The organism is Streptomyces sp. LMG1-1-1.1 (assembly GCF_040815545.1).
GTDB lineage: Bacteria > Actinomycetota > Actinomycetes > Streptomycetales > Streptomycetaceae > Streptomyces.
Genome location: NZ_JBFPNH010000020.1, coordinates 112834 through 138797, shown reverse-complemented (window position 1 = coordinate 138797; position 25964 = coordinate 112834). Strand labels below are relative to the sequence as shown.

20 protein-coding genes and 1 pseudogene are annotated in these 25964 nt (G+C 72.1%); 10 read left to right on the top strand and 11 right to left on the bottom strand.

Annotated elements, in window-relative coordinates; genetic code table 11:
• From MRBLMG1_RS10650 to MRBLMG1_RS10615, 8 genes and pseudogenes are all read left to right on the top strand, one after another.
• Nucleotides 1-1567, top strand: a pseudogene (locus MRBLMG1_RS10650) (histidine kinase); the annotation flags it as partial.
• Between the two features lie 9 nt (nt 1568-1576).
• Nucleotides 1577-1990, top strand: coding sequence for a roadblock/LC7 domain-containing protein (locus MRBLMG1_RS10645; RefSeq protein ID WP_030496942.1), 414 nt, complete (start codon nt 1577-1579; stop codon nt 1988-1990).
• Nucleotides 1991-2148: 158 nt separating this feature from the next.
• Entirely contained in the window at nt 2149-2553 is a 405-nt protein-coding gene (locus tag MRBLMG1_RS10640) for a DUF742 domain-containing protein (protein ID WP_017235980.1), read from the top strand.
• Nucleotides 2534-3115, top strand: coding sequence for a GTP-binding protein (locus tag MRBLMG1_RS10635; protein WP_367823048.1), 582 nt, complete (start codon nt 2534-2536; stop codon nt 3113-3115). Before MRBLMG1_RS10640 ends, MRBLMG1_RS10635 begins: the two co-directional genes overlap by 20 nt.
• Nucleotides 3116-3464: 349 nt before the next feature.
• Nucleotides 3465-6719, top strand: coding sequence for a nitrate- and nitrite sensing domain-containing protein (locus tag MRBLMG1_RS10630; RefSeq protein ID WP_367823046.1), 3255 nt, complete (start codon nt 3465-3467; stop codon nt 6717-6719).
• A 7-nt stretch (nt 6720-6726) separates the two neighbouring features.
• Nucleotides 6727-7140 (top strand): roadblock/LC7 domain-containing protein, encoded by a 414-nt coding sequence (locus MRBLMG1_RS10625; RefSeq protein WP_026057603.1) that lies wholly within the window; start codon nt 6727-6729, stop codon nt 7138-7140.
• Between the two features lie 92 nt (nt 7141-7232).
• On the top strand, nt 7233-7784 hold the full coding sequence (locus MRBLMG1_RS10620) for a DUF742 domain-containing protein (RefSeq protein WP_367823044.1): 552 nt from the start codon (nt 7233-7235) through the stop codon (nt 7782-7784).
• Nucleotides 7765-8346, top strand: a complete 582-nt coding sequence (locus MRBLMG1_RS10615; RefSeq protein ID WP_017235983.1) for a GTP-binding protein — start codon at nt 7765-7767, stop codon at nt 8344-8346. Before MRBLMG1_RS10620 ends, MRBLMG1_RS10615 begins: the two co-directional genes overlap by 20 nt.
• A gap of 148 nt (nt 8347-8494) precedes the next feature.
• On the opposite strand, the gene MRBLMG1_RS10610 is transcribed toward MRBLMG1_RS10615, so the two are convergent.
• The 4 genes from MRBLMG1_RS10610 to MRBLMG1_RS10595 form a co-directional block, all read right to left on the bottom strand.
• A complete protein-coding gene (locus MRBLMG1_RS10610) occupies nt 8495-8689 on the bottom strand; it encodes an acyl-CoA carboxylase subunit epsilon (RefSeq protein ID WP_367823043.1) in 195 nt (64 codons plus the stop codon).
• A 14-nt stretch (nt 8690-8703) separates the two neighbouring features.
• On the bottom strand, nt 8704-10287 hold the full coding sequence (locus tag MRBLMG1_RS10605; RefSeq protein WP_367823041.1) for an acyl-CoA carboxylase subunit beta: 1584 nt from the start codon (nt 10285-10287) through the stop codon (nt 8704-8706).
• A 236-nt stretch (nt 10288-10523) separates the two neighbouring features.
• Nucleotides 10524-14387 carry an endo-alpha-N-acetylgalactosaminidase family protein gene (locus MRBLMG1_RS10600; RefSeq protein ID WP_367823039.1) on the bottom strand — a complete coding sequence of 1288 codons (3864 nt, stop codon included), beginning with the start codon at nt 14385-14387 and terminating at the stop codon, nt 10524-10526.
• Nucleotides 14388-14515: 128 nt separating this feature from the next.
• A complete protein-coding gene (locus MRBLMG1_RS10595; protein ID WP_367823038.1) occupies nt 14516-15025 on the bottom strand; it encodes a hypothetical protein in 510 nt (169 codons plus the stop codon).
• 224 nt (nt 15026-15249) lie between these two features.
• Between MRBLMG1_RS10595 and MRBLMG1_RS10590 the strand changes: the two genes are divergently transcribed.
• Nucleotides 15250-15861 (top strand): YceI family protein, encoded by a 612-nt coding sequence (locus MRBLMG1_RS10590; protein ID WP_367823036.1) that lies wholly within the window; start codon nt 15250-15252, stop codon nt 15859-15861.
• 112 nt (nt 15862-15973) lie between these two features.
• Here the strand turns inward: MRBLMG1_RS10590 and MRBLMG1_RS10585 are convergent, their stop codons facing one another.
• A complete protein-coding gene (locus MRBLMG1_RS10585; protein ID WP_367823034.1) occupies nt 15974-17125 on the bottom strand; it encodes a serine hydrolase domain-containing protein in 1152 nt (383 codons plus the stop codon).
• 158 nt (nt 17126-17283) lie between these two features.
• Here MRBLMG1_RS10585 and dnaN point away from each other — a divergent pair, with 158 nt between their 5' ends.
• A complete protein-coding gene (dnaN, locus tag MRBLMG1_RS10580; protein ID WP_367823032.1) occupies nt 17284-18387 on the top strand; it encodes a DNA polymerase III subunit beta in 1104 nt (367 codons plus the stop codon).
• Between the two features lie 56 nt (nt 18388-18443).
• Here the strand turns inward: dnaN and MRBLMG1_RS10575 are convergent, their stop codons facing one another.
• From MRBLMG1_RS10575 to ureA, 6 genes are all read right to left on the bottom strand, one after another.
• Nucleotides 18444-19787, bottom strand: coding sequence for a hypothetical protein (locus MRBLMG1_RS10575; protein WP_367823030.1), 1344 nt, complete (start codon nt 19785-19787; stop codon nt 18444-18446).
• Between the two features lie 43 nt (nt 19788-19830).
• Nucleotides 19831-21447 carry a citramalate synthase gene (gene cimA / locus MRBLMG1_RS10570; RefSeq protein ID WP_367823029.1) on the bottom strand — a complete coding sequence of 539 codons (1617 nt, stop codon included), beginning with the start codon at nt 21445-21447 and terminating at the stop codon, nt 19831-19833.
• Between the two features lie 353 nt (nt 21448-21800).
• Complete coding sequence (locus MRBLMG1_RS10565) at nt 21801-22340, bottom strand: TetR/AcrR family transcriptional regulator (protein WP_367823057.1); 540 nt, start codon at nt 22338-22340, stop codon at nt 21801-21803.
• 117 nt (nt 22341-22457) lie between these two features.
• Nucleotides 22458-23474: an agmatine deiminase family protein gene (locus MRBLMG1_RS10560; protein WP_367823027.1), complete on the bottom strand. Its 1017-nt coding sequence runs from the start codon at nt 23472-23474 to the stop codon at nt 22458-22460.
• Nucleotides 23475-23492: 18 nt separating this feature from the next.
• Nucleotides 23493-25175 (bottom strand): urease subunit alpha, encoded by a 1683-nt coding sequence (locus MRBLMG1_RS10555; protein WP_367823025.1) that lies wholly within the window; start codon nt 25173-25175, stop codon nt 23493-23495.
• The gene (gene ureA, locus MRBLMG1_RS10550) at nt 25175-25873 is read right to left on the bottom strand and encodes an urease subunit gamma (RefSeq protein WP_367823023.1); all 699 of its coding nucleotides are present in this window, start codon (nt 25871-25873) and stop codon (nt 25175-25177) included. Before ureA ends, MRBLMG1_RS10555 begins: the two co-directional genes overlap by 1 nt.
• Between the last annotated feature and the right edge of the window lie 91 nt (nt 25874-25964).

Here is a 25964-nt window from a genome sequence, read left to right as displayed (position 1 = left end):
GGCGCGGGCGGTGACCTCGGCGGCCGGCCGGGTCGGCGCCGGTGCCGCGCGCGGACAGGTCGGCACGAGCGGTCCCCGGGCCGCGCTGCCCGCCCGCGACGGTGCCCCGCAGGGCGCCCCGCAGTCGCGCACCCCGCAGCCGCAGAACGCGCAGCTCGACCAGACCGGTCAGCTCCCGCAGAACCCGGACGCGCTGCGCCCGGGCCCCGGCGGCGGTCTCATCGGCGGCGCGGCCAGCGCCATCCCCTCCCGTACGGACGTGTGGGGCAACCAGGGCGGGCAGGGCAACCAGGGCCCCGGCCAGAGCGGCCAGCACGCCGGACCGGGTGCGCCGCAGCACGCCCCGCAGGGCCAGGCTCCGCAGGGCAACCAGCCCGGCGGTTACGACTTCCCGCGCGCCGAGCTTCCGGGGGGCAACCCCCAGGCGCAGCGCCCGCAGGCCGCGAGCTGGGGCAACGACCCGGCGCAGCAGCCGGTCCGGCGCCCGCAGCAGGAGATGTCCCCGCTGGACGCCCCGCGCGGCCACGAGGACCCGGAGGCGGCCGGCCTGTTCGGCGGTCCCGCGGCTCCGCAGGGTCCCGGCTCCACCGGCCAGTTCCCGCGCCCCGACTTCGGCGCGCCCCAGCAGGCCCCGCAGGCTCAGCAGCCGCAGGTCCCGCAGGCGTACCAGGGCGGTGTGCAGGACCCGGCGTCGACGGCGCAGTTCCCGCGCCCCGACTTCGGCGCCCCGCAGGGTCCCGGCTCGACGGGCCAGTTCCCGCGCCCGGACTACGACGCCCCGCAGGGTCCCGGCTCCACCGGCCAGTTCCCGCGGCCCGACTTCGGTGCCCCTCAGGCACCGCAGCAGGGTCGCCCCCAGCAGGCCCCGCAGCCGCAGGCCCCCCAGGCGTACCAGGGCGGCCAGCAGCAGCAGTTCGGCCGGCAGCCCTACGTGCCGCAGGCCCAGCAGCAGGCGCAGGCTCCGCAGGCCCCGGCTCCTCGGCAGCGGAACGGCGGCGACTTCGGCGCCCCGCGTCCGGCGGCCGAGCCCGGTCAGCAGCCGCAGCAGCCGGCGCTCCAGCAGCCGCGCCGTCCGGAGGCTCTGCCGCCGGCCGGTACGGGTGACGGTCGTACCCCGCTGTACGACACCCTGGAGACCAACTGGTTCCACCAGGACCAGGCCCAGCAGCAGGCCCAGCAGCAGGCGGACGCGGCGCAGACGACGCAGACCCCGGTCGTCCCCCAGCCGTCCGCTCCGGCGCCCGCCGACGGCGGCCGGCAGAACGGCGGGGCCGCCTGGCGGACCTCGCCCAACGACGAGCTGGTGCGCCAGGCCGAGCGGGTGCGCAAGCCCGCGGCTGGCGGCGTCACCACCTCCGGTCTTCCCCGGCGCGTGCCGAAGGCCAACCTCGTACCCGGGACCGCACAGGAGCAGGCCCACACGGCCGGCCCCCAGGTCTCGCGTGCACCCGACGACGTCCGCGGCCGGCTGACCAATCTGCGCCGCGGCATCCAGCAGGGCCGACAGGCGAACAACTCGACCACGGGTAGCTTCGACCTCGGTCCGAACCATCAGCAGGAGCGTTAGTTGAACGCGATGAGCCAGGCGGCGCAGAATCTGAACTGGTTGATCACCAACTTCGTGGACAACACCCCTGGGGTGTCGCACACGGTGGTGGTCTCCGCCGACGGACTCCTGCTGGCCATGTCCGAAGGATTCCCCCGTGACCGCGCCGACCAGCTGGCGGCGGTCGCATCCGGACTGACCTCGCTGACCGCGGGCGCGTCCAGGATCTTCGAGGGCGGTCCCGTCGCCCAGACGGTGGTGGAGATGGAGCGCGGCTTCCTCTTCCTCATGTCGGTCTCCGACGGTTCCTCGCTTGCCGTACTCGCCCACCCCGAGTGCGACATCGGCCTCGTGGGCTACGAGATGGCGCTGCTGGTCGACCGGGCCGGCAGCGTCCTCACCCCGGATCTCCGCGCGGAGCTCCAGGGCAGCCTGCTGCACTAACCGGTTCCCTACACCGGACAGCCCTTCACAACGACTGATCGACAGGGCGGTACGCCCCTCCGTACCGCCCCGTCACCGTTCACCGTTCGGCCGCCCCACCCGGCCCCCCACCGGCCCCATCAGACGGCAGAGAGTTTGCTGTCACGCCCGGAGGATTCATGACCCCGCCCCCCGCCTCTCACGATCCGTACGGCGCCTCAGTCGACGAGTACGGACACGAGGGCGACCAGCCGCTGGTGCGTCCTTACGCGATGACCGGCGGCCGGACCCGGCCGCGCTACCAGCTCGCCATCGAGGCGCTGGTCAGCACCACGGCCGACCCGGCACACCTCGCCACGCTGCTGCCCGAGCACCAGCGGATCTGCCACCTGTGCCGCGAGGTCAAGTCGGTCGCCGAGGTGTCGGCCCTTCTGTCGATGCCGCTCGGCGTCGCCAGGATCCTCGTCGCCGACCTGGCGGAGGCCGGCATGGTGGCCATCCACCAGCCGGGCAACGGAGAGACCGGCGGCACGCCGGACGTGACTCTGCTCGAAAGGGTGCTCAGTGGACTTCGGAAGCTCTAGCGGCGGTGCGGCCCGGTCGACCACCAGCGCGAAGATCGTGGTGGCGGGTGGCTTCGGCGTGGGCAAGACCACGTTCGTCGGCGCCGTCTCGGAGATCAACCCGCTGCGTACCGAAGCCGTCATGACGTCCGCGTCCGCGGGCATCGACGACCTCACGCACACCGGCGGGAAGACGACCACCACGGTCGCGATGGACTTCGGCCGCATCACCCTGGACCAGGACCTGATCCTGTACCTCTTCGGTACGCCGGGCCAGGACCGGTTCTGGTTCATGTGGGACGACCTGGTCCGCGGCGCGATCGGCGCCGTCGTCCTGGTCGACACCCGCCGTCTCGCCGACTGCTTCCCCGCGGTCGACTACTTCGAGAACAGCGGCCTTCCGTTCGTCATCGCGCTCAACGGCTTCGACGGCGCCCAGCCGTACCAGCCGGAGGAGGTCCGCGAGGCGCTCCAGATCGGCCCGGACACCCCCATCATCACCACGGACGCCCGCCACCGCGCGGACGCCAAGAGCGCGCTCATCACGCTCGTCGAGCACGCCCTCATGGCGCGGCTGAAGTAGGACGGCGGAGCGGAACCGGCCGGGGCGCCCGTCATATGCCCCTGCCGGGACGATCTGTGTCCTTCGACACGACCGTCCTCGCGTTCATAACGTTTCGACAGAGAATTGGGGCGCCCCGGACACCCGACGCATCCGATCGGTGTCACTGCGCTCACCTGAGCCCCGCCTTTTGGCGGGGCTCGCTCTTTATGCCCGTTTTATGTGCGCTCCGGACCGTGAGAAGAGGCTCTGTCCCAGTGTTTGGAACGGACCCCCTTCACGTGCTGCAATTCATGAACTCCCGAGTAGTACGGCCCTGAACGAAACACCGGCACAACGTAGGTGCCGACGCCGAGAGGTTGTTGGTCGAGTGAGGCGCAGCAAGGAAAGCTCCGCGGAGCAGGAGGCGGCGGCGCGGGGCAACTTCACCCCGCCGTCGCGCGCGGCGATGTCGCCCGCGGACGTGCCCGTGACGCCGCCGCCCGCGGCCGCCGCCACGGGCAGCTCCAGCAAGCTCTCGCCCCGCAACTGGCGGGTGCCGACCAGGCTGAACGCGATCCTCCTCATACCCGTGCTGGTCGGCCTGGTCATGGGCGGCTTCCAGGTGAAGGGGTCGATCGACTCCTGGCAGGAGGCGCAGGACGCCGAGAAGACGGCGCTCATCGTGCGCGCCGCCTCGGAGTACAGCACCGCCCTGCTCAACGAGCGGGACCTGACCGCCGCTCCGCTGCTCGCCGCGAAGAGCGCCGAGGACCGCAAGAGCGACGAGGTGACGCAGGCGTACGCCGCCACCGACGCCGCCCGCACCAAGTTCGACGAGGCCGCCAAGAACCTGCCCTCGGGCCAGGGCCTGGAGCGCCGCCTGCGCCTGTTCAAGGACGAGGAGCCCAAGCTCGACGCGCTCCGCAAGGCCGCGTACACGCGGGCCCTCGACCCGGTGAACACCCAGCTCGGCTACACCGGCGTCCAGCACTACCTCACCGAGTTCTCCAACGAGCTCGGCCTCGGCACCGGCAACATCACCAGCTACGGCCGCAGCGTCTACGCGATCCAGCTGGCCAAGGGCGCCGAGTCCCTCCAGCGCTCCATCGGCACCCAGCTCCTGGTCCGGCCCAGCCGCCAGGAGGCCGTCTTCGCCCAGCAGTCCGTGGCGTTCAACTCGTACAACTACCTGGAGCAGATCGCCCTCGGCGAGTTCAGCTCCGGCGGTGCGCCCGAGGACGTCGAGCTGCTGAAGAAGGTCATGGCCGGCAAGGCCGCCGACGGTGCCAAGCAGATGCAGGCCGCCGGCGTCGAGCTGCCCAAGGGCAAGGACGGCTCCGTCTACTCCGGCGTGGCGTCCGCCATCGGCAGCGCCAAGGACCCCGAGGGTCTGACGGCCCTGAAGCCCAAGGGCATCACGGCCGAGACCTGGATGGCCGTCGCCACCGCCAAGTTCGACGGCTACACCGAGGTCGAGAAGGCCCTCGTCGACAAGGCCGTGGCCGAGGCCGCGAAGATCTCCGACGAGTCCAAGACGGACGCCTGGGTCAACGGCGGCATCGTCGTCGTCGCCCTGCTCGCCGCCTTCATCCTCGCCGGGATGATGGCCCGCCAGATGAGCCGCTCGATGCAGCAGCTGCGTACCGCCGCCTTCGGCATCGCCGAGCAGCGCCTGCCGATGCTCGTCGACCAGCTGTCCCGCACCGAGCCCGGCCGCGTCGACACCCGCGTACAGCCGATCCCGATCGACACGCAGGACGAGATCGGCGAGGTCGCCCGCGCCTTCGACCAGGTCCACCGCGAGGCCGTCCGGCTCGCCGCCGAGCAGGCCATGCTCCGGGGCAACGTCAACGCGATCTTCACCAACCTCTCGCGCCGCAACCAGTCGCTGATCGAGGGCCAGCTGACCCTCATCACCGACCTGGAGAACAACGAGGCCGACCCGGACCAGCTGGAGAACCTCTTCAAGCTGGACCACCTGGCGACCCGTATGCGCCGCAACGGCGAGAACCTCCTCGTCCTCGCCGGTGAGGAGCCGGGCCGCCGCTGGGACCAGCCGGTCCCGCTGGTCGACGTCATGCGCGCCGCCTCCTCCGAGGTGGAGCAGTACGAGCGCATCGAGCTGGCCGGCGTCCCGGAGGCCGAGATCCACGGCCAGGCCGTGACCGACCTCGTGCACCTGCTCGCCGAGCTCCTGGAGAACGCCACCACGTTCTCCTCCCCGCAGACCAAGGTCCGCGTCACGGCGACCCGTCTTCCCGACGGCCGCGTGATGGTCGAGATCCACGACAAGGGCATCGGCCTCACCGCCGAGGACTTCGCGGACATCAACCACAAGCTGGCCAACCCGCCGACCGTGGACGCGGCCGTCTCCCAGCGCATGGGCCTCTTCGTGGTCGGCCGGCTCGCCGACCGGCACGGCATCCGGGTCCAGCTGCGCCCCTCGGGCGAGCAGGCCGGGACGACCTCGCTCGTCATGCTGCCGGACGCGATCACTCACGGTGGTGGCGGCGAGCAGCCGCTCCAGGACGACTTCACCGTCTCGCAGATCATTCCGCAGCAGCAGCAGAACGCCTTCGAGGCCGCTCCGCAGCAGCAGCCGATGCTGACCGCGGCCGACCTCGGCTTCGACGACTCGCGCTACGAGCAGCCGGCCGAGGAGGAGCTCCAGCTCGACCCGGTCAACCGCTCGCTGAACCGCGAGGGCCGTCGTGCCGCCCTGGGCGCCCAGACGCAGACCGGCGACCGGCCGCTGTTCCGCGACGAGACGGAGCAGGCCGACGAGTACGGTCAGCCCGCGCAGGAGTACGGCCAGGAGTACGCGCAGCAGCAGGCGCAGGAGTACCCCGCGGAGCAGTACCAGCCGCAGGAGTACGGCCAGCCGCAGCAGGCGCAGGAGTACGGCCAGGAGTACGCGGCCGGCTACCCGCAGCAGGACGGCTACGCCTACCCCCAGCAGGGTTACGAGGCCTACCCGCAGCAGGGCTATGCGGAAGCTTCGTACGAGACCCCGGGAACCGAACACCAGCAGTACGGCAATGCGTTCGATCCCCAGGCTCACCAGGCAGAATGGCCGAATCAGAACGCTTACCAGGGCGGCTACGGGCAGGAGTACGGAGCGGAATCGGAATCTGCTCCGAACGCTCCCGAACAGGCCCCCGACCGCGTAGGCTTCGACCGTCCGGGTCCGGCTCCCAGCCCCGCCCCGGACGCCGGCCACGCGCTGACGGACGCCGGTCTGCCGCGCCGCGGCAGCGTCGCCCCGCCGACCCAGCAGGCGTCGCGTCAGGCGCCGCAGCCGCCGAAGCCCGCGGAGCCGGAACAGCAGCAGAACGAAGCACACGGTTCCGACGAGTGGCGCTCGACCAACGACGAGCGCTGGCAGCGGGCCGGGAAGCTGAAGGACCCCAAGGCGGGCGGAGTCACTTCGTCCGGTCTTCCCCGGCGGGTCCCCAAGGCCAACCTGGTCGAGGGCACCGCGGAGCAGACGCCGCAGGGCGGCCCCCAGGTCTCCCGCGCTCCCGAGGACGTACGGGGCAGGTTGAGCAACCTGCGCCGGGGCGTCCAGCAGGGACGCAGCGCGGGAACGGACACGAACGGATCGGGCCTCGGCCCGGGCAGTACCTACAACCAGGAGCGTTAGTGTGAGCATGAGCCAGGCGGCGCAGAATCTGAACTGGTTGATCACCAACTTCGTGGACAACACCCCCGGGGTGTCGCACACGGTGGTGGTCTCCGCCGACGGACTCCTGCTGGCGATGTCCGAGGGGTTCCCCCGCGACCGCGCCGACCAGCTGGCGGCCGTCGCCTCGGGACTGACCTCGCTGACCGCGGGCGCGTCCCGCATCTTCGAGGGCGGTGCGGTCAACCAGACCGTCGTGGAGATGGAGCGCGGCTTCCTCTTCATCATGTCGATCTCGGACGGTTCGTCGCTGGCCGTCCTCGCCCACCCCGAGGCCGACATCGGTCTCGTGGGCTACGAGATGGCCCTGCTCGTGGACCGCGCGGGCACCGTCCTGACTCCTGACCTCCGGGCGGAGCTTCAGGGAAGTCTTCTCAACTAACAGACAGACAGTGCGTTTCGCGCCACCGCACCGTAGTGTGCGGTGGCGCGGCTCCAAGGGACATGGACCGCGAGGCAGTCGGAGGAGGAGACGTGGGAACACCACCGGGCGCGAGCCCTTACAACGGTTATGACGCGCACCAGGCGCCTCTGGGCGACACCGCGCAGAACCGGTTCAACTTTCCCTCCGCCCCGAGCAGACAGGGCGCGTCGCAGCCCTACCGGCAGCCGCACCCCCAGTCCGCCGCGGCGGGCTCCCCGAGCACCTCGCGCGCTTCCTCCGCCGCGGGCGGTTCGAGCGGGCACAACCCGCTCGTGCGTCCCTACGCGATGACCGGCGGCCGGACCCGGCCGCGTTACCAGCTCGCCATCGAGGCGCTGGTCAGTACGACGGCGGATCCGGCCCGGCTGCAGGGGCAGTTGCCCGAGCACCAGCGGATCTGCCGGCTGTGCTTCGAGATCAAGTCGGTCGCGGAGATCTCGGCTCTTCTCTCCATCCCCCTCGGCGTCGCCCGAATCCTCGTCGCCGACCTGGCCGAGGCCGGACTCGTCGCCATCCACCAGCCGGGCGGCGACGAGGCCGCCGGCGGTCAGCCAGACGTGACACTGCTCGAAAGGGTGCTCAGTGGACTTCGCAAGCTCTAGCGGCGGCGCGGCCCGTTCAACCACCAGCGCGAAGATCGTGGTGGCGGGTGGCTTCGGCGTGGGCAAGACCACGTTCGTCGGCGCCGTCTCGGAGATCAACCCGCTGCGTACCGAAGCCGTCATGACGTCCGCGTCCGCGGGCATCGACGACCTCACGCACACCGGCGACAAGACGACGACGACTGTCGCCATGGACTTCGGCCGCATCACCCTGGACCAGGACCTGATCCTGTACCTCTTCGGTACGCCGGGCCAGGACCGCTTCTGGTTCATGTGGGACGACCTGGTCCGCGGCGCGATCGGCGCCGTCGTCCTCGTCGACACCCGCCGTCTCGCCGACTGCTTCCCCGCGGTCGACTACTTCGAGAACAGCGGCCTGCCGTTCGTCATCGCCCTCAACGGCTTCGACGGCCACCAGCCGTACCAGCCGGAGGAGGTCCGCGAGGCCCTCCAGATCGGCCCCGACACCCCCATCATCACCACCGACGCCCGCCACCGCGCGGACGCCAAGAGCGCGCTCATCACCCTGGTCGAGCACGCCCTCATGGCGCGCCTGCGGTAGTCCCGGCGGGACGACGTACGGAAGGGCCCCCCCGCACCGACACGGTGCGGGGCCCTCGTCGTGGGCGCCGGGGCCGACGCGGCCGGACGGGGTACGCGGAAGGGCCCCGCACCGGTGTCGGTGCGGGGCCCTTCCGTGCTGCGGGGTATCAGCGCCAGCTGTGGGGGGCGCGGAAGCCGTGCTCGCGCTCCAGGCGGCGCCAGCCGGCCTGCGTACGGCCGTGAGGGGCGTCCTCGGTGGGCTGGGAGGCCGCGCGGGCGAGCAGCACGGCCGTGATGGCGGCGAGCTCCTCGGGGTCGGCGTGGCCCTTTTCGACGCGGAGGAGGTTGGCAGGCGTTGTCACGTGGATGACTCCTCTTACTGAGGCGGGTTGCCGTGCTTGCGGGACGGCAGGTCGGCGTGCTTGGTGCGGAGCATCGCGAGGGACCGGATGAGCACCTGGCGGGTGTCGGCGGGGTCGATGACGTCGTCGACGAGTCCGCGCTCGGCCGCGTAGTACGGGTGCATCAGCTCGGCCTTGTACTCCTTGACCATGCGGGCGCGCATGGCCTCGGGGTCCTCGGCTTCGGCGATCTGCTTGCGGAAGATCACGTTGGCGGCGCCCTCGGCGCCCATGACCGCGATTTCGTTGGTGGGCCAGGCGTACGTCAGGTCGGCGCCGATGGACTGGGAGTCCATGACGATGTAGGCGCCGCCGTAGGCCTTGCGCAGGATCAGTGAGATCCGGGGCACGGTCGCGTTGCAGTACGCGTAGAGCAGCTTCGCGCCGTGGCGGATGATTCCACCATGCTCCTGGTCGACGCCCGGGAGGAAGCCGGGCACGTCCAGAAGGGTGATGATCGGGATGTTGAACGCGTCGCACATCTGCACGAAGCGGGCGGCCTTCTCGGAGGCCTCGATGTCGAGGACGCCGGCCAGCGACTGGGGTTGGTTGGCGACGATGCCGACGACCTGGCCGTCGAGCCGGGCCAGGGCGCAGATGATGTTGCGGGCCCAGCGCTCGTGGATCTCCAGGTAGTCGCCGTCGTCGACGAGCTCCTCGATGACCTTGTGCATGTCGTACGGGCGGTTGCCGTCGGCCGGGACCAGGTCGAGCAGGACGTCGGAGCGGCGGTCCGCCGGGTCCTCGGAGGCGACGGTCGGCGGGTTCTCGCGGTTGTTCTGCGGGAGCATCGACAGGAGGTACCGGACCTCGGCGATGCAGGTCTCCTCGTCGTCGTACGCGAAGTGCGCGACGCCGCTGGTGCCGGCGTGGACGTCGGCGCCGCCGAGGCCGTTCTGGGTGATCTCCTCGCCGGTGACCGCCTTGACGACGTCCGGGCCGGTGATGAACATCTGCGAGGTCTCGCGGACCATGAAGACGAAGTCCGTGAGGGCCGGCGAGTAGGCCGCGCCGCCCGCGCACGGGCCGAGCATGACGGAGATCTGCGGGATGACGCCGCTGGCGCGGGTGTTGCGCTGGAAGATGCCGCCGTAGCCGGCGAGGGCGGAGACGCCCTCCTGGATGCGGGCGCCGGCGCCGTCGTTCAGGGAGACCAGCGGGGCACCGGCCGCGATGGCCATGTCCATGATCTTGTGGATCTTCGTCGCGTGGGCCTCGCCCAGCGCGCCGCCGAAGATGCGGAAGTCGTGGGCGTAGACGAAGACCGTGCGGCCCTCGACCGTGCCCCAGCCGGTGATGACACCGTCGGTGTACGGCTTCTTCGTCTCCAGGCCGAAGCCGGAGGCGCGGTGCCGGCGCAGCTGTTCGACCTCGCTGAAGGAACCAGGGTCGAGCAGCAGCTCGATGCGCTCGCGCGCCGTCAGCTTGCCCTTGGCGTGCTGGGCCTCGGTGGCGCGATCACTCGGGCCGCGGAGGGCCTGCTCTCGCAGGACGTGCAGCTCGGCCACTCGGCCACGGGCGTCAGCGGGCTCGCTCGGGATCTGGTCCACAACGGTCATGTACCGACCCTACGAAGTCACCCGAGAAAACTCCGCCGTCGACTCCGTACAGTCTCCCGTGTCGAATCCTGGTGGGGCTGGACAGAACCATCACCTGCCCCGGCCGAGTCGACAGCCAGGTACCCCCTGTGTTTGTAGGGGTCCCACATAGACGGGAAAGACGGAAAGGCGATCACTCCCCGGTGACCGGGAGAGCGACCGCCTGACCATAACGCCTTCCGGGCGCCGGGGTGGGCTCAGTCCGCGCAGTGGAAGCGCGCGTTCCCCCAGTCGGCGTGATCGTTGCCGTTGCCGTCACCGCCGTCGTCGACCACGAGGTCGACGTACGAGGCACCGGTGAGGTCCGCGGTGAGCGGCCAGGCGTTGTCGACAGCCTTCAGAACCGGGGACTTCGCCTTCTCGGTGCCGTCGGCGAGAACGGTGAACCGGACGCTGCCGCGGCTGGTCTGGACGTCGTCGACGCCGACCTCGGCGGTGAGCGAGGTGCACCGGCCGCCGAGGTAGTAGCGGACCCGGGCGGGGGCGTGGGTGCCCAGCCCCTTGGCGTACGCCACTCCCCCGATGCGCAGCGGGGAGCCGTCGCCGGTGCCGGTCTCGCCGTTGGAGAGGTCGCGCTCGACGGGCCCCCAGCCGTTGGTGGCCGAGGTCCAGTCGAGGTCGCTCGCCCAGCTGTCGGCGGTGGGCGGCGGGGGCAGGGTGCGGACGGTGGTGGCCTGGGTCAGCGTCCGGGCGCCTCCGCCGACGGCGTACGTGAGCTCGGCGCCGAGCGTGTACGGCCGGTAGGCGGCGTCCACCGGGGGTGTCACCCGCCAGGTGGCGGTGGCCTTCGCGCCGGGCGCGACCGTGCCGAGGGCGACCGGCGCGGCCGGCTCGGCGGTCCAGCCGGCGGGGAGGGTGAGGGCGGCGAGCGCCCCCGTGGCGTCGGCGGCCTCGTCGTTGCCGAAGGTGGCCGTGACCTCGTGGGGGCGGCCGGGCTCCAGGGTCTCGGGCGCGGCGACGGTGAGCGTGCCGCAGGCGGCGCGCTCGGCGGCCGGGCCGAGGTCGGTGACGGTGAAGGCGTCGAGGACGAAGTCGGCGCCGTCGGGGGCGTCGCCCCGCTTGCGGAGTCCGGTCCAGGTGTCGCCGCAGCCGGCCGTGACGGTCTCGGCGAAGTGCCCGGTGGTCCGCTGCTGCCCGATCGGCGTGCGGCGGGTCTCGACGGCCGTCCCGGTGCCGTTCGTGCGGTCGTAGCCGGTGATCCACTCGTACGCGCCCGCGTGGCTCGACTGGTAGTCGTACTCCACGCGGTAGCGGTGGCCGTCCTTCATCGGGACGGTCCAGGGGGCGGTCCGGTAGACGAGGCCGCTGTTCTCGTCGTGCGACTTGAGGGACTCGGCGCCGCCGAGGACGTCGTCGACGGCCTTCCCGTTCCAGCCGGCCTGGGTGTAGGGGGCGTGGAGCTGGGCGATGTGGGTGCGCGGGTCGGTCGTGCCGCCGGCGTCGCCCTTGAGGAAGGGGCCCCAGCCCTGGTCGACGGCCTCGAAGTCCTCGTAGACCGCGGTCCCGGCCCGGGCGGCGGGGTCGTTGGCCACGATCCGCACGTCGTCGATCCTGACCGTCGCCGCGCTGCCGCCCGCGGCTTCGATCCGGAGCGGGGTGGTGCCGTCGGCCGGCGCGGTGAAGGTGACCTTGGCGCGCTGGAGGCGGGTGCCGTTCCAGTCGGAGGCGGCGACGTGGTTATCGACGGAGGACCGCTCGACCGTGACGGCCTTCCCGCCGATGGAGAGGGTGGTGGGCCGGGTGGCGCCGGGTTCGACCTCGATCAGGGCGGAAGCGGTGTACCGCGCGCCGGGGACGAGGCCGGTGATCCGCTGGCGGACGGAGGCGGTGGCGGTGCCGGTGAGGGCGGCGCTGTTGCGGCCCTGGGCGTCGGTGTCCCGGGTGACGGTGCCGGCCTTGGTCCAGGCGCCGAGCCCCGCGTCGTTGAAGCCCGGGTCCTTCACCGGGGTTCCCTGGCCCCATCGCGGGGCGGTCTGCGCGGGGGCCGCGGCGGGGTAGAGGACGTAGGGCTGTCCGGCGACGGCGTCGAGGGTGACGCGCCCGTTCACGGGCCGCACGGTCGCGGTCCGCACGCGGCCGTTGTCGGTGAGCTTGTAGACGGTGTACGAGCGGACTCCCGCGGGGACGGCCCAATTGGTCGTGCCGCCGGCCTTCGCGTAGTGGTAGAGCTTCTCGCCGCCGTCCCAGGGGAGCAGGTAGCTGTCGCCGTCGAGGACCTTGCGGCCGTTCTCGTAGAAGGTGCGGCGGCCGTTCTCGACGGTGCCGCGGACGCCGCCGGTGAAGGTGATGTCGTCGCCGTCCCAGCGGGTGATCTCCTGCCGCTGGAGGTACTTGGCGGGGAGGTTGCGCTGCCAGATGTTGGCGGAGAAGGCGTTCCAGTCGGTCTCGCCGGTCCAGCCCTCGAAGTCGACGAGGGCGGTCTGGCCGAGGACCGGGTGGTCGTTCCAGACGTCCTTCTCGCCGTTGCGGATGAAGCGGACGATCCGCGAGTTGAGGCCCTTGTTGGTGGCGCCGCCGTAGTCGAGGTCGTTGGCCCAGTGGGACCAGAGGGAGGCCCGTTCGAACTTCTCGGACCACTCGGTGGCGACGTTCCAGCCCTGGTCCTGGACGGCCCGCATCGTCTTGTCGGCGATCCAGCCGTGGGTGTAGTAGACGTCGATGTACAGCGTCGACAGGTGGGGGTCGGTCTCGTCGCGGAGCTGCTGGAAGCGGCGGGCGAGGTCGCCGCTGTTGACGTCCCGGCGCTGGTCGACGTAGTAGCTCTGGTTGAGCCAGTTCCAGCCGGGTTTCGTCCGGTCGACGAGGGTCTCGCTGAAGTTCCTCGCCTCGGGGTACGCCTCGGTGGCGTTCACGTGGACGCCGAAGTCGGCGCCCCACTTGCCGCCTTCCCTGAGGAGGGTGTTGAGGTCGCCGAGACCGCCGGCCCGCTTGTTGTAGTTGCCGCCGTAGTCGGGATGGGCGGAGTCGTGGCCCTCGGAGCCGTAGCCCTTGAGCAGGGCGAACTGGCCGAGCCCGTCGGTGGAGAGCGAGATCCGCTTGACGTCGTCGAGGGTGCGCAGGAAGGGGTGGGTGGCCTGGGAGGCGAAGTTGAACGGGATGTGGGCGACGACCCGGTCCGGGGTCGCGTCGCTGCCGGGGGCCTTGATCCCGATGGTCCGGAACGCGACCGCGCCGTCCTGCCAGTCGGTGGTGCCGTCCGCGTTGGCGTCGGGGGTGACGACGACCTTGGCCCAGGGCAGGCCGTCGCCGCTCTCGGGCCGCGGGGCGCCGGCTCCCCGGTAGGTCCACTGGCCGGACCAGACGCCGACGCGGGTCTCGGTGCCGGTCCTGCGGGCCTGGTGCCAGAAGCGGGCGCCGTCGCGGGCTGACGCGCCGGCGGGCTTGTCGTAGCTGGAGTTGGACTCGACGGCGGCGGCCAGCCGTCCGGTGCTGACGATCGCGTAGCTGGCGCCGACGGGGTTCGCCTCGGCGGCGGTGGCGTCGGTGACCTGGGCGAAGACGTCGGCGGTACGGGTGGAGTCCGGGTCCAGCCGGGTGAAGGCGGTGGCGGCGCCGCCGTCGGACGAGCCGACGGACACCAGGTCGTGGCCGGGTATGTCGAGGGTGCCGACCCGGAAGGCCTCGGTGTCGCGGACCGCGGTCACCCGGAAGGTGGTGGTCCGGCCGGCCACGCCCAGGAGCGCGTCGATCTCGACGCCGGGCAGGTCGGGGAAGGTGAGCGTGTAGGCGGCGGACGTGGGCGTCAGGACGGGGGCGCCCTTGGCCTGGACGGCGTGGCCGGTGCCGTTGAGGACCACCTGGGTGACCGGGGCCGTACTGCCGAGGAGGCGGGCGCCGGTCGCGCGGTCGGTGTACGCGAGGACGCGGGGGAAGTCCTCGGCGACGGCGACGGAGAGCAGGTCGGAGCCGATGACGGCGGACGCCGCGGTGGCGGTGGCCGCCGGGGCGTCGGCGACCGCGGCGACCTCGGCGAGCGCCGGCCCGGGCAGGGCGAGCACGGTGGCCGACGCCGCCGCGAGCGCGCAGGCCGCACGGAGTCTGGACGAGAGGGGGAAGGACATGCGGACCAGTCAGCCGCGCCTCGGAGGCACCGTCAACGAGATCGCGCCGCGCGGGCCCCTCCAGTCCAAGAACCCCCTTCGGTTAGTCCAAGTGACCGCCGAAGGGGGCTTCTTGAGAGCTGCCGGGGTCAGCAGCCGCCGCAGTTGTAGAAGGTCACGTCCCAGTGGTTGCCCTCGTCGGCGTAGACGTTGCCGGCGCCGGACTTCCACTGCGGGGCTCCGTCGCCGCGGAGCCCGATGTAGGTGAACGTGTTCTTGATGTAGCTCCCGATGCAGGTGTACTTGGCGAAGTCGAGCTTGTAGCCGTTCCAGTGCGAGTACGTGCCGCTCGCGTGCCCGGTCTCGGTGCCGCCGGTGATGTTGAGGGCGCAGCCGCTGGCGCTCTTGAGGGTCTGGGCGCCCTGGGCGGTGGCGAGGTTGAGCTGCTCGAAGGACGTGCAGGTGGAGTTGTACCGGTCGGAGCAGCCGCCGGACGAGGACCAGGTGATGCCGGAGGCCCGGAACATCGAGGTCGCGGTGGCGTGGCTGATCTTGGTGACCGCGTGGGCGTCGGTGGCGCTGGAGAGGGCGCCGAATCCCGGGGCGAAGAGGGCGCCGAGGACGAGTGCGAGTGCGGTGAGGACGGAGCGGAGCTTCACGGGGGTTGCCTCCTGCTGGTGACCGTGACGGATGGGGACGGTGTGCAGGTGGTGCTCGTCGCGCAGGGAGATGGTGCCGTAGTTCTACGCGCGTCCGCCAGAGGGCGTCGGCGCCGTCCTGACGCCTTCCGGGTGAACGTTCTCCATAGATGTTGAAAGTTGAACGGAATAGGGCTACAGTCGTTCTCGTTGAAGCTTCAACAAACACCGACAAGGAGCATGTCATGGGCCTCTTCAACCGCAAGAGCAACGAGTCCGCCGTCGCCGTCGCCACCCTCCCGGTGGACCCCGCCCTGGCCGGCCTGACCGGCGAGTACAGCATCGACCCGGCGCACAGCAGCATCGGCTTCACCGTCCGCCACGCGATGGTCACCAACGTCCGCGGCACCTTCGCGGAGCACGAGGGCGCGCTGAAGCTCGACGGCGCGAACCCGGGCGCCTCCACCGCCGCCATCGACGTCAAGATCGCCTCCATCGACACCGGCATCGGCGACCGTGACGGCCACCTGCGCAGCGGCGACTTCTTCGACGCCGAGCAGTTCCCGCTCATGACCTTCCGCTCCACCGAGGCCGCGCAGCTGGGCGGCGACAAGTACCGGATCACCGGCGACCTCACCATCAAGGACGTCACCAAGCCGCTCGCCATCGACCTGGAGTTCAACGGCACCGCCACGGACGTCTACGGCAACGAGCGCGTCGGCTTCGAGGGCTCCGCCGAGATCCTGCGCTCCGAGTGGGGCCTCACCTGGAACGCGGCCCTGGAGACCGGTGGCGTCATGGTCAGCGACAAGGTCAAGCTGAACTTCGACATCTCCGCGATCAAGAACGCCGCCTGACCCCCGGCCCTCTCGGGCCCCGTCCGCACCTCCGGACACACGAGCGCGCCCGCCCTCCGCTGCAGCGGAAGGCGGGCGCTCGGCGTTTCCGGGGCCGCGGCCCCGGGCCCCGTCAGGCGGACTTCGCGGCCGCCTCGACGACCGCCTGGACCAGGCGGTCGTTCTCGGCCGCGCCCGGGCCCGCCATGAAGCCGAAGCGGCGGCGGGCGTAGCTGTACGCGAGGCCGGTCGCCGGGTCGGCGAAGGCCTGCGAGCCGGGGGCGCCGCTGTGGCCGACGGCGGCGGGGGAGAGCGAGGGGTAGCGGGTGGCCAGCGGGACGAAACCGAGGCCGAAGGCGTTGTCCTCGCCGGTCACCAGGTCGGTGCCCCGGGAGTGGATCCGGGCGAACTCGGCCAGGATGCCGGGGCCGAGGAGCGGCGGCCGGCCGTCGAGTTCGCCGGCGATCGTCGCGTACATCCGCGAGAGGCCGCGCGCGGTGCCGACGCCGCCGCCGGAGAGCGGCGCCTTCGCCCGTACGGCGGGGGCGTTGCCGTACTCCACGTTGTCGAGCGGCGGGTCCGCGTTGAGGTCGAAGGCGACGCCCATGAGGCTCTCGGGGGCGATCGGGTTCGCCGCCAGGAACGCCGCCTCGTCAGGCGTGGGCAGCAGCGGCAGGGCCGGACGGAAGCGGGGTTCGAGCTCCTCCGGGAGGCCCAGGTAGTAGTCGATCCCGTACGGGGCGCGGACCCGTTCCTCGTAGAGCTCCCGGGTCGTCCGGCCGGTGGCCCGCAGGATCACCTCGCCGACGAGGGCGCCGATGACCAGGGCGTGGTAGCCGTGGCCGGTGCCCGGCTCCCAGAAGGGGCGCTGCGGCGCGAGGCGCTCGGCGATCCGGCGGTCGTCGGCGAGCTCCTCCAGCGAGAAGCCGCCGTCCACGCCGATCACGCCCGAGCGGTGGGCGAGCAGCCGCCGGAGGGTGAGCCCGCCCTTGCCCTCGGCGGCGAACTCGGGCCACCAGGAGGCGACCGTGCGGTCCAGGTCGAGGACGCCGTCCTGGACGAGGAGTGCGGTGACCAGGGCCATGGCCCCCTTGGAGGAGGAGTAGAGCGCCAGCAGCGAGTCCCCGTCGACGCCGTCACCGCCCCAGAGGTCGACGACGAGCCGGCCGCGGTGGTGCACGGCGAGCTGCGCGCCGCCGTCCCGCGCCTCGTCGGCGGCGACCGCCGCGAAGACCTCCCGTACGGACTCGAATCCGGGCTCCACCGTGCCGTGGACGTCGGTCATGTCTCTGCTCCCCCTGTATGCCGCTCTGTCATCGTCGAACAACAGAACGCTAAGGGGGGTGATTCCCGTCCCGCACCGCCGAGTTCGCCCCGGATCCGAAGGGCGTCCGAACGTGCAGGTCAACGCCGTTGTCAGTGGGGGCGTCTAGCGTCGGCGGCATGGAAATCCGTATCGACAGCGGCGTGTTGACCGATGCCGTGGCCTGGGCCGCCCGTGTCCTGCCGACCCGTTCCCCGATGCCCGTGCTCGGCGGACTGCTCCTGGAGGCCGCGGACGGGCGGCTGTGGGTCTCGGGGCTCGACCACGAGGCCTCCGCGCGCGTCGAGGTCGAGGCCGACACGGCGGTCGAGGGCCGCGTCCTGGTCCTCGGGCGACGGCTGCTCGACATCTGCCGGGTGCTCCCCCGCGGACACGCCGAGCTCACCGTCGAGAACGCCCGCCTGTCGGTGACCTCCGGGGACGCCCGCTTCGGTCTCTCCCTTCTGCCGCTCGACGACTACCCCGCCGCACCCGCGCTCCCCGAGGTGCGCGGCCTGGTCGACGGCGACGCCTTCGCCGCGGCCGTCGCCCAGGTCGCCGTCGCCGCGGGCCGGGACGACTCCCTCCCGGTCCTCACCGGGATACGGCTCGCCCTGGACGGCACGACCATGACCCTGGCCGCCACCGACCGCTACCGCTACGCCGTCCGCACCCTGGAGTGGAAGCCGCGGGACGGCGCTCCCGCGGAGGGCGCGGACGTGGTCGTCCCCGCGCGCCGACTCACCGAGATCGCCCGCTCCCTCGCCGGCACCGGCCCGGCCAGCCTCGCCCTCGACTCCGGCTCCCTCGGCTTCGAGAACGCCGGAACCCGCGCCACCACCCGGCTGCTCGACGGCCGGCTCCCCCGCCACGACAAGCTCTTCACCCTCGGCGAGCACGCCCTCGCGATCACCGAGCGGGCCCCGCTCACCGAGGCCGTCAAGCGGGTCGCGGTCGTCGCGGAGGGCGACAGCCCGGTCCAGCTGGCCTTCTCCCCCACCGGCCTCCACCTCCAGGCGGGCTACGGGGACGACGTCGCCTCCCAGCTCCTCCCCGCCACCCTCACCGGCTCGGAGTCGCTCACGGTCGCCTTCAACCCCGGCTACCTCCTGGACGCCCTGACCTCCCTGGACGCCCCCACCCTCCACTTCCACCTCCTCGGCCCCGGCCAGCGCGCGCTCCTCACCGACGGCCCCGAACCGACCCACCGCCATCTCCTCATGTCGGTGAAGCCTCTGGTGTGAGATCCGCTGGGGGGCGGCCAGGGCCCGGGTGGCCAGGGCCCTTGCGGCCAGGGCCCTTAGAACCCGCCGCCGTCGAAGCCGCCGCCCCCGCCGAAGTCTCCGCCGCCACCGAAGTCGCCGCCGCCGAAGCCGCCCGAGTCGCCGCCGCCGAAGTCGCCGGCGGAGAAGTCGCCGCCCTGGAAATCGCCGCCGCCGTACTCGGAGGCGTAGGCCGGGGTGGAGAGCGCGGAGCCGAGCATGGTGCCGACGAGGAGGCCGGGGAGCATGCCGCCGCCGAAGTAGCCGCCGGCCCAGGGGCCGTAGGCGGGGCCGGCCTCCCAGTAGGGGCGGCGGCCCGCGTCGGTGTCGACCGTACGGGCCAGGGGGTCGAGGCCGTCGTCGAGGCGGGAGGCGTCGGCGGCGCAGACGGGGACCTGGCGGGGGGCTCCGCCGGACGGGGTCCAGGTGCGGTCGTCGACGGCGGGGCCGTGGCGCGGGTCGAAGAAGCACGGCGGGCGGCGCTCGGGCAGGGGCCGGGCCTCGCGACGGGCGGCGAGGAGGGCGAGGGAGTAGCGGCCGTCCTCCAGGGCCTGGGTGACGCCCCGGACGTCGTGGGGGCGGGCGGCGGAGGCCATGAGGGACTTGGCCGTGTCGTACGAGTCGAGGGCGCGTTCGTAGTCGCCGCGCATGGCGTCGTCGGAGCCGGGCTCGGCGGGGTGGAAGTCGAGGCGCTCCAGTTCCTCGCCGAAGGCGGTGATGTCCTCGTCGACGACGACCCGGAGCCTGTCGAGGGCCGCCCGCTCCTCGGCCTCCCTACGGAGCCGGTTGCGGCGGACGACGGCGTACGCGCCCGCGCCGCCGGCCACGACGACCGCGCCGAGGGTGACGAGCCCGGCGACCGGGACGCCGGAGTCCGCACCGACGGAGCCCCAGGAGGCGGGGGCGGAGCCGCGCATGGCGGGCAGGGCCTGGTCGACGAAGGCGTTCAGCTCGGTGGCCGCGTCGACGCCTGGCTGCCGTACGGAGGTGACGAGGTTCTGCACCGCGGCCGGGGACATCACGGAGGGGTCGACGCCCGCGTCGAAGCGGTCGCCGAGGCGCACCGCGTACAGGCCGGCGACCCCGGTCTGGGCGCGCAGGTTGTCGATGAGGCCCTTGGGCGGGAACTCGGCGTTCACCGGCAGCACCGCCACGAAGAGCGGTTTGTCCGCGTCCTCGATCTTCTGCGCGAGGGCCTTCGCGTCGGCCGTGGAGAGCTGGTCGGCGGCGCCCGGGTCGACGTAGACCGGGCCCTGCTTCAGGGCGGCGGCCGCGTCGGGTACGCCCGTGGCCCTGGCACCCGCGAGGGGTGCCAGGACCAGCAGCAGGAGCACGACCAGCCCCGCGAGGGCCGACCCGGTGGACATCGCCCTGGTCCTCATGGTTCGAAACTACCCGAACGGGGGCGAACCGAACCTGTTCGGACTATTCGGCCGGGTCGATCCCCGCCCGGAGGAGTCCGTACGTGAAGGCGTCCTCCAGGGCCTGCCAGGACGCGGCGATCACGTTCTCTCCGACGCCGACCGTGGACCACTCGGTGTTGCCGTCACTGGTGGTGACCAGGACCCGGGTCGTGGACTCCGTGCCGTGGCGGCCCTCCAGGATGCGGACCTTGTAGTCGACCAGCTCGAACTTGGCCAGCGGCGGGTACATCCGCTCCAGCGCCACCCGCATCGCCCGGTCGAGGGCGTTGACCGGGCCGTTGCCCTCGGCGGTGGCGACGATCCGCTCCCCCTTGGCCCACAGCTTCACCGTGGCCTCGTTGGCGTGGGTGCCGTCGGGACGGTCCTCGACGATCGCGCGCCAGGACTCCGTACGGAAGTAGCGGCGGGCCCGGCCCTCGGCCTCCTCGCGGAGCAGCAGCTCGAAGGAGGCGTCGGCGGCCTCGTACGTGTAGCCCTGGAGCTCGCGCTCCTTGACCCGCTCGACGACCCGGCCGACGAGGGCGCGGTCGCCGCCCAGGTCCACGCCGAGCTCCTTGCCCTTCAGCTCGATGGAGGCGCGGCCGGCCATGTCGGAGACGAGCATCCGCATGGTGTTGCCGACCAGCTCGGGGTCGATGTGCTGGTAGAGGTCGGGGTCGACCTTGATCGCCGAGGCGTGGAGTCCGGCCTTGTGGGCGAAGGCGGAGACGCCGACGTACGGCTGGTGGGTGGAGGGGGTGAGGTTGACGACCTCGGCGATGGCGTGCGAGATGCGGGTCATCTCGGCGAGCGCGCCCTCGGGGAGGACCTTCTTGCCGTACTTGAGCTCCAGGGCCGCGACGACGGGGAAGAGGTTGGCGTTGCCGACGCGCTCGCCGTAGCCGTTGGCGGTGCACTGGACGTGGGTGGCGCCCGCGTCGACGGCGGCGAGGGTGTTGGCGACGGCGCAGCCGGTGTCGTCCTGGGTGTGGATGCCGAGGCGGGCACCGGTGTCGGCGAGGACGGTGGCGACGACGGCCTGGATCTGGGCGGGGAGCATGCCGCCGTTGGTGTCGCAGAGGATGACGACGTCGGCGCCGGCCTCGTGCGCGGCGCGGACGACGGCCTTGGCGTAGTCGGGGTTGGCCTTGTAGCCGTCGAAGAAGTGCTCGCAGTCCACGAAGACGCGGCGGCCCTGGGAGGCAAGGAAGGCGACGGTGTCGCGGACCATCTCCAGGTTCTCGTCGAGGGTGGTGCGCAGGGCCAGCTCGACGTGCCGGTCGTGGGACTTGGCGACCAGGGTGACGACCGGAGCGCCGGAGTCGAGCAGCGCCTTGACCTGCGGGTCCTCGGCGGCGTTGCCGCCGGCCCTGCGGGTGGCGCCGAAGGCGACGAGCTGCGCGTTCTTGAACGCGATCTCCTGCCGGGCGCGGGCGAAGAACTCCGTGTCGCGCGGGTTGGCGCCGGGCCAGCCGCCCTCGATGAAGCCCACGCCGAAGTCGTCGAGGTGCCGTGCGATGGTCAGCTTGTCCGCGACGGTGAGGTTGATGCCTTCCCGCTGCGCCCCGTCGCGCAGCGTCGTGTCGAAGACATGGAAGCTGTCGTCGAGGGGCGCGCGCTCGGCGTTCTCCGTGGTCATGACTGTGATGGCTCCTGTCGGATGTGGCTCCGGAAGGTCTGGATCCACTTGCCCCCATTCTCGCGCGTCGTCCGTTTCCGGCGTGGGTGGGGCCGGAAAACGAAAAAACCCCTCGCGGGTGCGAGAGGTCTGCGCGCGGGTCTGGGGCACGGTGTCCACTGCCGCGGGGGTCGTACCGCGATTCAGTGGCCACTGCGGACCGGCGCGCTGCTGCCGATAATCATCGTGGTAGCAAGCACGCCGGAAGTCTGACACAAGCGACGGGTCGGCGGGACGGGGGTCTCACGATACGGGCAGCCTCCGCGCGGACGCCGACGGCGCACACGAGTGCGGCGCCGCCGCCCCCTCCGGGCTCACGGAAGCAGGGTCTCCGCGACGAATTCCCGTACATGTGCGAGGACTTGCCCCCGACCCGTACCCGGGATGCCCACGGCCACGTGCACGCTGAAGCCGTCGAGCAGCGCCCTCATCCGGGTGGCGAAGCGGTCCGGGTCGACCGCCCGGAACTCCCCCCGCGACACCCCCTCGGCCAGGATCGCGACCAGGTCCCGGTGCCAGGCCCCCTCGATGGCGGCCTGGCGCGCCCGGGCGTCGGCGTCGGCGCCCTGCGACCGGTTCCAGACCTCCAGCCACAGCGTCCAGTGCGGGTCGCGCGGCCCGTCGGGCACGTACACGTCCACGTATCCGTCGAGCCGCTCGCGGGCCGTCCCGGGCCGGGAAAGCAGCGCGCTCCGCTGCGCACCGAGCCGCCCCTCGCTCCACTCCAGGGTCCGCAGCAGCAGCTCGTCCTTGGTGCGGAAGTAGTAGAGGAGGTGCCCGCTGCTCATCCCCACCTGCCGCCCGAGCCCGGCCATGGTCAGCCCGTCGAGCCCCCGCTCGGCGATCGTGTCCATCGCCGCCGCGAGCACGTCCTCCTGCGGCGGGGCGGCCTGGTTGCGCCGGCGGGGAGGGGAGGGAGTGGGGTCGCTGCTCTGACTCACTCGTACGTTCTACCTCATGGTCCGCCCGGGTCAGACCTTCGGCTGCTGCTGGGTGATGCAGTGGATGCCGCCGCCGCCGGCGAAGATCGTGCGCGCGTCGACGAGGGTGACCGTGCGGTCGGGGAAGAGGCGGCGGAAGATCTCGGCGGCGACCTCGTCGTGCGGGTCGTCGAAGGAGCAGAGGACGACGCCGTCGTTGCAGAGGTAGTGGTTGATGTAGGAGTAGTCGACCCAGTCGCCCTCCTCGTCCTTGAGGACGGTCGGGGCGGGTACCTCGATGACCTCCAGGAGGCGGCCCCGGGCGTCGGTCTGGCCGCGCAGGAGGTTCACGTACAGCCGGGAGCGCTCGTAGTCGGGGTGGTTCGGGTCCTGCTGGCTGTGGACGAGGACGGTGCCGGGGCGGGCGAAGGCGGCGACGATGTCGACGTGGCCCTGGGTGCCGTAGAGGCCGTAGTCGCCGGAGAGGCCGTGCGGGAGCCAGATCGCCTTCGTCGTGCCGAGCTTGGCGTGGATCTCGTCCTCGACCTGCCGGCGGGTCCACTCGGGGTTGCGGCCGGAGCCGAGCTGGACGGTGTCGGTGAGGAGGACGGTGCCCTCGCCGTCGACGTGGATCGCGCCGCCCTCGTTCACCAGCGGCGACGGCACCACGCGTACTCCCGCCACGTCCGCGACATGGCGGGCGATCTTGGAGTCGTGCTCCCAGCGGGCCCAGTCCTGGCCGCCCCAGCCGTTGAACACCCAGTCCACGGCGGCGAGTTCGGTGCCGTCGGTGACGAAGGTGGGGCCGATGTCGCGCATCCAGGCGTCGTCCAGCTCGCGCTCGACGAGGTCGACCCCGGGGCCGAGGAGCGCGGCGGCCGAATCGGCGTCGCCGGGGGCGACGACCATCGTCACCGGCTCGAAGACGCGGACGGCCCGCGCCACCGACGCCCAGGCGGCGCGCGCCTCGGCGAGCTCCTCCGCGTTGGTGAAGGTGGGGTTGGTGCTGGGCCAGGCCATCCAGGTGCGCTCGTGCGGCATCCACTCGGCGGGCATGCGGAAGGTCATGAGGTGTCCTAAGGAGGGTCAGAGGAAGTAGAGGCGGTTGAGGGAGACGGAGTCGGCCGCGTCGGAGCGGATCGGGGAGCCGTCGAGCGAGACCAGGCCCGTGCGGCCGTCCACCTGGACGTCGCCGACCCGCGAGTTGAGCAGGAGGTCGGCGGGCCCGATGCCGCGGGTGCCGCGGACGGCGACGCGGCGGCGGCGGGTCGGCATGGCGTCGGAGCCGAGGTCGACGGCGGCCTGGGCGACAAACGCGACCGAGATGTCGGCGGGCGTGGCGCCGTGCGCGCCGAACAGCGGTCCGAGGACGAGCGGTTCGCAGGTGTCGGTGGCCGCGTTCGGATCGCCCGTGACCCCCCACGCGGGGAATCCGGACTTCAGCACCATCTGCGGCTTGGCGCCGAAGTACTGCGGCCGCCACAGCACGAGGTCGGCCATCTTCCCGATCTCGATCGACCCGATCTCGTGGGCGAGGCCGTGGGCGATGGCGGGGTTGATCGTGAGCTTGGCGATGTAGCGCAGCACGCGCGCGTTGTCGTCGTGCTCTCCGTCGCCCTCCATCGGGCCGAGTTCGGCCTTCATCTTCCCGGCCATGGCGAAGGTCCGGCGTACGGTCTCGCCGGCCCTTCCCATGCCCTGGGCGTCGGACGAGGTGATCCCGATCGCGCCCAGATCGTGCAGGACGTCCTCCGCGCCCATCGTCCCGGCCCTGATCCGGTCGCGCGCCATCGCGGCGTCGCCCGGCAGGTCGGTCTTCAGGTCGTGGACGGAGACGATCATCCCGTAGTGCTCGGCGACCGCGTCGCGGCCGAAGGGGAGCGTGGGGTTGGTGGAGGAGCCGATGACGTTCGGCACGCCCGCCATCTTCAGGACGTTGGGGACGTGCCCGCCGCCGCAGCCCTCGATGTGGAAGGCGTGGATCGTACGGCCTTCCAGGACGCGCAGGGTGTCCTCGACCGACAGGCACTCGTTCAGGCCGTCGCTGTGCAGGGCGACCTGCACGTCGTGCTCCTCGGCGACCCGCAGGGCGGTGTCGAGGGCCCGGGTGTGGGCGCCCATGTCCTCGTGGACCTTGAAGCCCGAGGCCCCGCCCTCGGCGAGGGCCTCGACGAGCGGCGCCGGGTCCGAGGAGGAACCCCGCGCGAGGAAGCCGATGTTCACCGGCCAGGCGTCGAAGGCGCCGAAGGCGTGCTTGAGCGCCCAGGGCGAGTTGACGCCGACGCCCCAGACGGGGCCGAACTCCTGGCCGATGATCGTGGTGACGCCGCTGGCGAGCGAGGCCTCCATGATCCGCGGCGACAGGAGGTGGACGTGGGTGTCGACGGCTCCGGCGGTGGCGATGAGGCCCTCGCCGGAGACGATCGAGGTGCCGGTGCCGACGACGACGTCGACGCCGTCGAGGGTGTCGGGGTTGCCGGCCCGTCCGATCGCGTGGATACGGCCCTCGCGGATGCCGACGGACACCTTGCGGATGCCGAGCACGGCGTCGATGACCAGGACGTTGCTGATCACGACGTCGCAGGTCTCGCGGACGGCCGCGGCCTTGAGGTGGAGCCCGTCGCGGGCGGTCTTGCCGAAGCCGGCGAGGAACTCGTCGCCCGGCTTCTGGGAGTCGGACTCGACCCGGACCACGAGCCCGGAGTCGCCCAGGACGACGCGGTCGCCGGCGCGGGGGCCGTGCACGGAGGCGTACTCGTACGGGTCCATCAGTCGTCCTCCTCGCCGGGCAGTACGCCCAGGTAGCCGCACGCCCGCGCTCTGCGCAGGGCCTCTTCCTTCGCGCCGGGCGCGTCCAGCGGGCCGTCGACCAGGCCCGCGAAGCCGATGGCGACGCGGTCGCCGCCGATCGGTACGAGTCCCACCTCGGCCTCGCCGCCCGGGTCGAAGCGGAAGGAGGCGCCGGCCGGGATGGCGAGCCGCAGGCCGTAGGCGGCGGCGCGGTCGAAGTCGAGGCGCGGGTTGGCCTCGAAGAAGTGGAAGTGCGAGGTCACGCTCACCGGGACCGTCGCCGTGTTCCGTACGGCCAGCCGGACGGCGGGCTCGGTCGCGGGGTGCCCGGGTCCCGGGAGCAGCGCGCCGGGCGCGCCCGCCCCCAGTGAGCCGCCGCCGATCGGGGCGGTGACGACCGCGAGCCGGGAGCCGTCGTCGAAGACGGCCTCGACGTGGACCTCGGTGACCACGTCGGCGACGCCGGGCAGGACGTCGTCGGGGCCGAGGACGGCGCGGGCCGCCTCGATCGCCTCGGCGAGTCGCTTGCCGTCGCGGGCCGCCTCGCAGACCGTGTCCGCGATGAGCGCGGTCGCTTCGGGCACGTTGAGCCGCAGTCCCCGGGCCCGGCGGGCACGGGCCAGCTCGGCGGCGCCGAAGAGCAGCAGCCGGTCGCGTTCCGTGGGGGTCAGTCGCACGTCCTACACCTCCTGTTTGAGCGACACTCTAAATGCTAAGACGCCTGCTTCCAAGCATTGACGTGGCCGCCAGACGTAGGTCACATTGAGC